Consider the following 7,349-nt stretch of genomic DNA (forward strand, 5'->3'; position numbering starts at 1 on the left):
GCCCCCGTTGGTATCCGCAGCGTCGTGCCACACCAGGTTGGACCATTGGCGGGCCGGACAGTTCGGCGAAGATGAAGATCAGCGCTAATCAATTTCAGTTTTGAGCCGGCTCGCCGCCTAGCGCCAACCCGCCGCGGCATAGTCGCACACGCCGTCCGGAAAGATTTTGTGCAGCCAGGCCTTCTGCCCGGCGCTGAACGGCGTGCCGGCGGCATACGTGCCGTCGGCCAGCGCGCTGGCCACCGGCTTGAGCGCGCACTTGAAGATGTCGCCCTTGATGGACTCGCCGGCGACCATGCGCGGACTGGAAAAAATCGGATAGGCGCTGCTGCAGGCGCCCGGCGGATTCTGGTTCAGAATGCCGTCCCACACCGCCGCTCCGGCAGCGATCGTCGCGCCGTCGGCGCCTATGCATTGATCGGTGAATTCGGCCGGCGCGGCGGCGTCGCCCAGGTAGCGGTCCACCACCGACAGGGCCTGCATGACCGCCGCCAGCGCGTTGTTGTTCGATCCGATCACCCAGATCACCTGGTTCCTGGCCGCCGCGGGGTTGGCGTCCAACATGCGCGCCCGCGCCGAAAAGGATTGACGGGCGTTGTGCATATTCAGCTCCGCCTCAAGGTAGGGCCGCAGGTCGATCAGCGGAATATCCAGCCGCCGGCCGGTAAACACGTGGCCCGAGGAGAAGGCCTTGGCGATCGCCGACACATCGGCGGCGCGCCGTTGCGCCGGGACGCCGGCGGGATCGCGGCAGGCCGTGCCGCGCCGCATGTTCCTGCCGTCGAAAGGGTCGCCCTTCTCGTCCCAGGCGACAAAGTCGGCCTGCTCCTTCCAGCCGCCCACGCAGGCGTTGATGCGCAAGAACTCGTCGGCGTCGATCTGCCCTTGCGCCAGCGCGCCCAAGCCGTACTGCACGCCGACGTTGTCGATCGTGTTGGGCGCGAAACCCTGGCGGTCCGTGCCGTAGATATTCGCCAGATCGTTCCAGTGCGTCCACTTCACATTGGCGAAGGCCTCGGGCGGGTAACGATACAGGGCCGCCGCCTGCGCGTAGCGGCCGTCCTTGTACCACGGATTGAGCACGGTCAGGATCGCCATGCGCCAACCGTTGATGCACTCCGTCGTGCCCAGCTTGCCGAAGATGGCGTTGGGCACGCTGTCGCTGGCGTTCATGCCTTCGATGAGGCGCTGCTTGCTCCAGGTCGCCCACGGCGACGCCGGATCGAGCGCCACCGCGTCGTGGAAATACTGTCCCAGCAGCGGACAGTCCGAGATCGGCGTCGTCTGCGTCACCATGTCGGGGAAGGATTGCACGGGAACGCCGCCATCCAACAGCCCCGGCCGGTTCTGCGCGAACAGGTATTGCTGGACCGCGCCGCCCGAACCGCCCAGGCCTATCGTATAGCGCGGCTTGCCGTAGGCCTTGATGAAATGCTCCTTCGTCATCAGGGCGGTCTCTTCCGCCAGGCGCATGTTGTATTGCACGCCGGCCTCATTGCCGGACGAACTGAGCACGGCATAGCCCTGCGCCAGGATGCGCGGCATCAGTTGCACTTCGGAGCCGCTCAGGCCGTTGTTGAACCACATGGCGGTGCCCTGCTGGTGGCCGATGCCGACGCCGCCGCGCAGCCAGTACACCAGCTTGCGGTTCCAGGCCGACTGATCGAACACGGCCGTGGGGGCCAGCATGGCGATGGTGTACAGGAAACGGTTGATCGAGCCCGCCTCGACGCGCACCACGAAGGGCAGCGCCGCGCCGTTGAGCGTGGTGGTCGTCAGGTCGGCCGGCGGGTTGGCGTAGCCGGTGGCCGGGTCGAAGGGCTTGAAGCCGCTGCCGTTGAAATAGAAGTAGCCGATCCGGTTGGCGATGTTGCAATATTGGCTGTGGCCGAGCAGTTGTCCGCCGGCCGGATCGAACACCGGATGGCCGATGCCGTCTTGGTTGTCCACCAGCGGCTGGCCGAGGCCGGACTCTTGCGAGCGGCAGATGAAGGGTTGTTGTTGCGCTCCCGTGAACAGCGGCCCGCTGAGCGGATGGTTGCTCAGCGTGAGCGTATCGAGCACGTCCCTGCCGCGCGCGCCCTGGGTATGCCGCGCCTGCAGCTGGTTTTCGCCGTTCCGCAGACCGCTGACGACGCCCTCCATGCGGTCGCCATGCCGCACCATCGTCGGCGCAACGGGCTTGCCGTTCAGCCAGAAGGCGATGTGGTCGAGCAGCTCGGGCGGCGCCACGACTTCGATGCGGGCGTCGCCGCCGGAGACCAGCTCCGCCGCGCTGGACAGCACGCCGAGCGTCACCCGGGGCGGATGGGGCGGCGCGGCGGCGCAGCCGGCCGTTGCGATTGCCACGGCGATGCCGAATACCAGACGGGCCTGCCGCTTGCCGATGGTTTGCATCATGAAGTCCTTCGCGGTGATGGAGGTGCTTGCCATTATTACACCATTCCCGTGCGTATTGACGAACCGCTAAGTTCGCCGCCCCCGCATTCCGCATTTCCTTGATCCAGCGTATATCTTTGCCATTTTGTCGATGGTAAAACATGGCCCTTTCCCCCACCGTCCATGCGCCCATGTCCAGCCCCGCCCTCACCCTCGCCAACGTCTCGATAGACGATTTCCTGTCCCGCCACTGGCAGCAACAGCCGCTGGTCATCCGGCGCGGCTTCGCCCATTTCGCCGACCCGATCAGCCCGGACGAGCTGGCCGGCCTGGCCTGCGAGGAGCAGGTCGAGTCGCGCCTGGTCTACCGCCGCGACGGCCAATGGCAGGCCGAGCACGGCCCCTTCGACGCCTATGAGCGGCTCGGCGAGCGCGACTGGACGCTCATCGTCCAGGCCGCCAACCACTGGTCGGCGGCGGTGGCAGAACTGGTCAAGCCCTTCGCCTTCCTGCCCAAGTGGCGCCTGGACGACGTGATGATCAGCTACGCCACGCCGGGCGGCGGGGTCGGCCCGCACATCGACCGCTACGACGTGTTCATTTGCCAGGGCTCGGGCCGGCGCCGCTGGCGCGTCGGCGCGCGCGGGCCGCACCGCGAGTTCGCCGCCCACGCCGCGCTGCTGCACTGCGAGCCGTTCGAGCCAATCATCGACGTCGAGCTGCTGCCCGGCGACATCCTCTACATCCCGCCCGGCTTCCCGCACGACGGCGTCACGCTGGAGGCGTCGATGAGCTTCTCGGTGGGCTTCCGCAGCAAGTCGGCCAGCGAGCTGCTCAGCGCGCTGGCCGACCATCTGCTCGACAAGGAGTTGGGCAACGCGCTGCTGAGCGATCCGGGCCGGCCGGCGCAGCGGCAGCAGGGCCGCGTCGACGCGCGCGACCTGGCCCGCCTGCGCGGGCAGATGCAGGCCATGCTCGACGACGAGGTGGTGGTGGCCGACGCGGTCGGCGCCATGTTGTCGCGCAACAAGTGCCAACTCGACCTGCAGCCGCTGGAGCCGCCCTTCGCGCCGGCCGAGCTGCTGGCCTGCTGGGCGGACGGCGGCGCGCTGCGCCGCACCGGCGGCCTGCGCTGCTTCTATCTGGACCGCACGGTGGCCGACGGCGTCTGCTACATCGACGGCACGCGCTACGCGTTCGGCCCGGCCTGTCGCGGCGCGGTGCTGGCCTTGTGCGACAACGACGAGTTGAGCCACGCCGTCCTGGCGGCTTGGCTGGAGCAGCACGAGCTGGTGCTGGCGCTGACGCAGTGGGTCAATCGCGGCTACTGGTACTTCGACGATTGAGGCGGCGGCGCCCGGCCGGGGGCGCGCTTGGCCGCCCGCCTCCCGGCCGGCAACGGTCCGCCGACAAGCACGGCGACAAGCACGGCGGCAGCGGCGCGCCGCGCGAAAAAACATCCCGCCGACAATTTCTGTCATCCCCTCCGCCTCCCGACTTCGCCCTGTCAACCTTCCCCTACCAACTTCCCCCTCCCGGCCCTGCCGAGGAATGGGCAAGATTGCCGTTTATGCATCTAAACGAGTAATCTTTCCGCCCGGATGTATCTGGCCACTCGGTTGTGGCGAGCCCGGCCGCACTCCGATAATGGCCTGTCAGCTTGGGCCACGGGCCCCCTGGCATCGATGAGCGGGTAGCGCCGGTTTCAGCAAGCCGATCCGGCACCGGTCTAGCGCTCTGTTTTCGACGATTTCACGAGTCATAAGGAAATTGGACATGAACCAAAGGCTTCCAAACATATCGGACCCGGCGCTGTTGGTGCGCGAGACCCTGGCGATCATCCTGGAGCAGCGGCGCCTGAGCGAAGGGCACGCGCAGTGCGCCCTCGCCCCCTGCGCTGAATGCTATTGCGCCCACCTGGACAAGGCCACCGCCTTCATCGCGCAGAACCAGCCGCTGCACTTCATCCTGCCGGCCTTCCCCGCCAAGTCGCCCAACCTGTCCAAGGTGCTGGGCCCGCTGCCCGACCTGGGCGAGCACCTCAGCCTGCGCTACCTGAACCAGCTGTGCGCGCGCATCGCCGAGGTCTACCCGCCCGGCGCGCGCATCACCATCTGTTCCGACGGCCGCGTCTTCACCGATTGCGTCGGCGTCAGCGACGACGACGTCAGCCGCTACGGCCGGCGCATCAAGGCGATGCTGGCCGCCAACGATTGCCAGCACATCGACGTCTTCAACCTGGAGGACCATTTCCAGCAGGGCGACTTCGACGCCATCCGCCGCCAGTTGATCGCCGAGCACGGCCGCAGCGTCGACGAGCTGAAGGAGGAGTTGAAGCACGACGCCAACGCCAAGCACATGTTCAACGGCATCCACCGTTTCATGTTCACCGACCTCAAGGCGCGCCGTCCCGACAGCAGCAACACCAAGCTGCGCGAGGAGGCCAAGGAGCTGGCCTACCAGGTCATCATCCACAGCAACGCCTGGAGCGGGCTGGTCGAGGGCCTGTTCCCGGCCGCCCTGCGCCTGTCCATCCACCCCCAGCATCCGCACAGCCGCAAGATCGGCGTGGCGTTGATGGCGTGCGACGACATCTGGCGCACGCCCTGGCACGGCGCGGTGCTCGACGACGGCAACAGCTACCGCCTGATGAGCCGCGAGGACATCGAGAAAATGCCGGTCGACCTGGTCTACGAGAACGGCCAGCCCATCTACTACGTGCTCAGGAGATACCAGCATGAACAAAACGATGCGATCGCCACCGTCGCCGCTTGAGACCGCCCCCATCGAGCCCTACGGCCTGCTGGCCCAGGCCGGCGCCGGGCGGGACGCGCTCCAGCTCGACGCCGACTGGCTGGCCGAGACCACGCTGGAGCACCGCCTGCTGTTGCTGCGCGGCTTCGACCGGCTCGACCAGGCGGGCCTGACGGCGTTCTGCGCGCGCCTGGGCAAGCTGCTGAGCTGGAACTTCGGCGAGGTGCTGGACCTGCGCGTCCACGCCGAACCGAAGAACTACCTGTTCACCGAAGGCAACGTGCCCTACCACTGGGACGGCGCCTTCGCCGAGGTGGTGCCGCGCTTCCAGGTGTTCCAGTGCCTGCAGAGCGACGGCGACGGCGGCCAGACCACGTTTTGCGACACGGTCGGCCTGCTGCAGCGGGCCGCGCCGGCCGAGCTGGACGCCTGGCGCCAGCTGACCCTGGCCTACCGCACCGATCAGCTGGCCCACTACGGCGGCGCGATCGAGCGGCGGCTGATCGACGTCCATCCCTTGACCGGGGCGCCGACGATACGCTTCGCCGAGCCGCTCAACGAGCAGAGCATCAAACTCAACCCGCTGGAGGTGCGCCTGCTCGGCCATTCCGAGGATGAGCAGCGGCGCTTCCTCGACGACTTCATCCCGCGCCTGTACGCGGCGCCGTTTTACTACCAGCACCAGTGGCGGGCCGGCGACCTGCTGCTCACCGACAACCATGCGCTGCTGCATGGGCGCACCGTGATGGGCGCCAACGTCAAGCGCCACTTGCAGCGCGTTCACGTGATCTAAAAAAACAGGAGAAACTCAATGCAGAACAGCACAGATTTCGATGTCATCATCATGGGCGGCGGTCCGTCCGGTGCCACCCTGGCGGCCCTGCTGCGCAAGAATTCCGCGCTGAAGGTGGCCATCGTCGAGCGCGAGAAGTTTCCGCGCGAGCACATCGGCGAATCGATGGCCCACCCGGTCATTCCCATCCTGGAGGAAAGCGGCGCCCTGCCCAAGGTGTTGGCGTCCGACTACTGGGTCAAGAAATACGGCGGCATCTACGACTGGGACAAGAAAGGCCCCAGCGTGGCCTATTTCGACCACGTCAACTGGCAGGAGGACGGCGTGCACCGCTGGGCGGTGCACCTGAACCGTTCCGAGTTCGACCAGACCCTGCTGGAACACGCCAAATCGCTGGGCACCGAGGTGATCGAGAGCAGCGAGGTGAAGCGGTTCGAGAACCTGGCCGAGCACGCCGTGGTCGAGCTCGACGATGGCCGCCGGCTGAGCTGCCGCGTCTTCGTCGACGCCTCGGGACGCAGCAACAACATCATCACCGGCCAGCGCCGCAAGTTCCTGTCGAACTACAAGAACATGGCGGTGTGGAACCACTACACCAACTTCATTCCGGCCCAGCAACTGGCCGGCGAGTGGAACATCTTCCGCGAGAAGGACCAGTCGCCGATCGCCTGCTTCGCCTTCGAGCACGGTTGGGCCTGGTATATCCCGGTGCCGAAGATCGTCGACGGCAAGCGCGTCTCCGCCGTCTCGATCGGCATCGTCACCGACCCGACCCTGATCAAGGAGCGCGGCATCAACCTGCGCGATCCGCAGGTCTTCATGGAGCAGCTGCGCGGCATCACCGACCTGGCGCCGCTGATCGGCGCGGTCGTGCCGATCAGCGACGAGATGAACGTCACCTCCAACTACTCGATGATCAACGACCAGTTCTGCAACCTCGACGAGCGCTGGATCGGCATCGGCGACGCCGCCTACTTCGTCGACCCGCTGTTCTCGTCCGGCGTCACCTTCGCCGGCGGCATGGCGGCGACGGCCTCGCTGATGATCCGCGAGACGCTGCTCAACGACGGCCTCAGCGCCGCGCAGCGGCAGGAGCTGTGGTTCGACTACGACCAGCAGTGGCACCTGGTGGCGGCCAGCTTCGCGCTGTCGATCGACCAGTGGTATTACGCCATCGCCAAGAACAACCAGGACAGCGTGTTCTGGAAGGAGCGCAGCAGCGGCACCAGCGACCTGGGCATTCGCGAGCTCAGCTTCAACGCCCTGGTCGACACGGCGATCACCCCTGACCTGCTGGAGATCCTCACCTCCGGCTCGCAGAAAATGGCCGACCTGGACCAGGGCGGCGGCTATATGCAGACGCTGCGCCGGCTCGGCGCCGCCGAGCCGGACGACGACGCGCTGGTGCAGGCGCCGGCCGACC

At 66.9% G+C, this 7,349-nt stretch carries 5 protein-coding genes; 4 read left to right on the plus strand and 1 reads right to left on the minus strand.

Annotated elements, in window-relative coordinates; genetic code table 11:
* Positions 1–117: 117 nt before the first annotated feature.
* Complete coding sequence (locus H7U20_RS05185) at positions 118–2,433, minus strand: DUF6351 family protein (protein ID WP_199518546.1); 2,316 nt, start codon at positions 2,431–2,433, stop codon at positions 118–120.
* Positions 2,434–2,570: 137 nt separating this feature from the next.
* Here H7U20_RS05185 and H7U20_RS05190 point away from each other — a divergent pair, with 137 nt between their 5' ends.
* The 4 genes from H7U20_RS05190 to H7U20_RS05205 form a co-directional block, all read left to right on the plus strand.
* Entirely contained in the window at positions 2,571–3,725 is a 1,155-nt protein-coding gene (locus tag H7U20_RS05190) for a cupin domain-containing protein (protein ID WP_199518547.1), read from the plus strand.
* A 430-nt stretch (positions 3,726–4,155) separates the two neighbouring features.
* Positions 4,156–5,154, plus strand: coding sequence for an isocyanide synthase family protein (locus tag H7U20_RS05195; RefSeq protein WP_199518548.1), 999 nt, complete (start codon positions 4,156–4,158; stop codon positions 5,152–5,154).
* A complete protein-coding gene (locus H7U20_RS05200) occupies positions 5,117–5,926 on the plus strand; it encodes a TauD/TfdA family dioxygenase (protein WP_199518549.1) in 810 nt (269 codons plus the stop codon). The genes H7U20_RS05195 and H7U20_RS05200 overlap by 38 nt, the downstream gene beginning before the upstream one ends.
* Positions 5,927–5,944: 18 nt before the next feature.
* On the plus strand, positions 5,945–7,349 hold a 1,405-nt coding region (locus H7U20_RS05205; RefSeq protein WP_199518550.1), incomplete at its 3' end, for an NAD(P)/FAD-dependent oxidoreductase.

It is taken from the genome of Rugamonas violacea, assembly GCF_016461825.1.
In the GTDB taxonomy this organism is placed as follows: domain Bacteria; phylum Pseudomonadota; class Gammaproteobacteria; order Burkholderiales; family Burkholderiaceae_D; genus Rugamonas.

Excerpts from the sequence above, each read along its gene's own strand:
- H7U20_RS05185 (WP_199518546.1), bottom strand. The coding sequence starts at position 2,433 with ATGGCAAGCACCTCCATCACCGCGAAGGACTTCATGATGCAAACCATC.
- H7U20_RS05190 (WP_199518547.1), top strand. The coding sequence starts at position 2,571 with ATGTCCAGCCCCGCCCTCACCCTCGCCAACGTCTCGATAGACGATTTC.
- H7U20_RS05195 (WP_199518548.1), top strand. The coding sequence starts at position 4,156 with ATGAACCAAAGGCTTCCAAACATATCGGACCCGGCGCTGTTGGTGCGC.
- H7U20_RS05200 (WP_199518549.1), top strand. The coding sequence starts at position 5,117 with ATGAACAAAACGATGCGATCGCCACCGTCGCCGCTTGAGACCGCCCCC.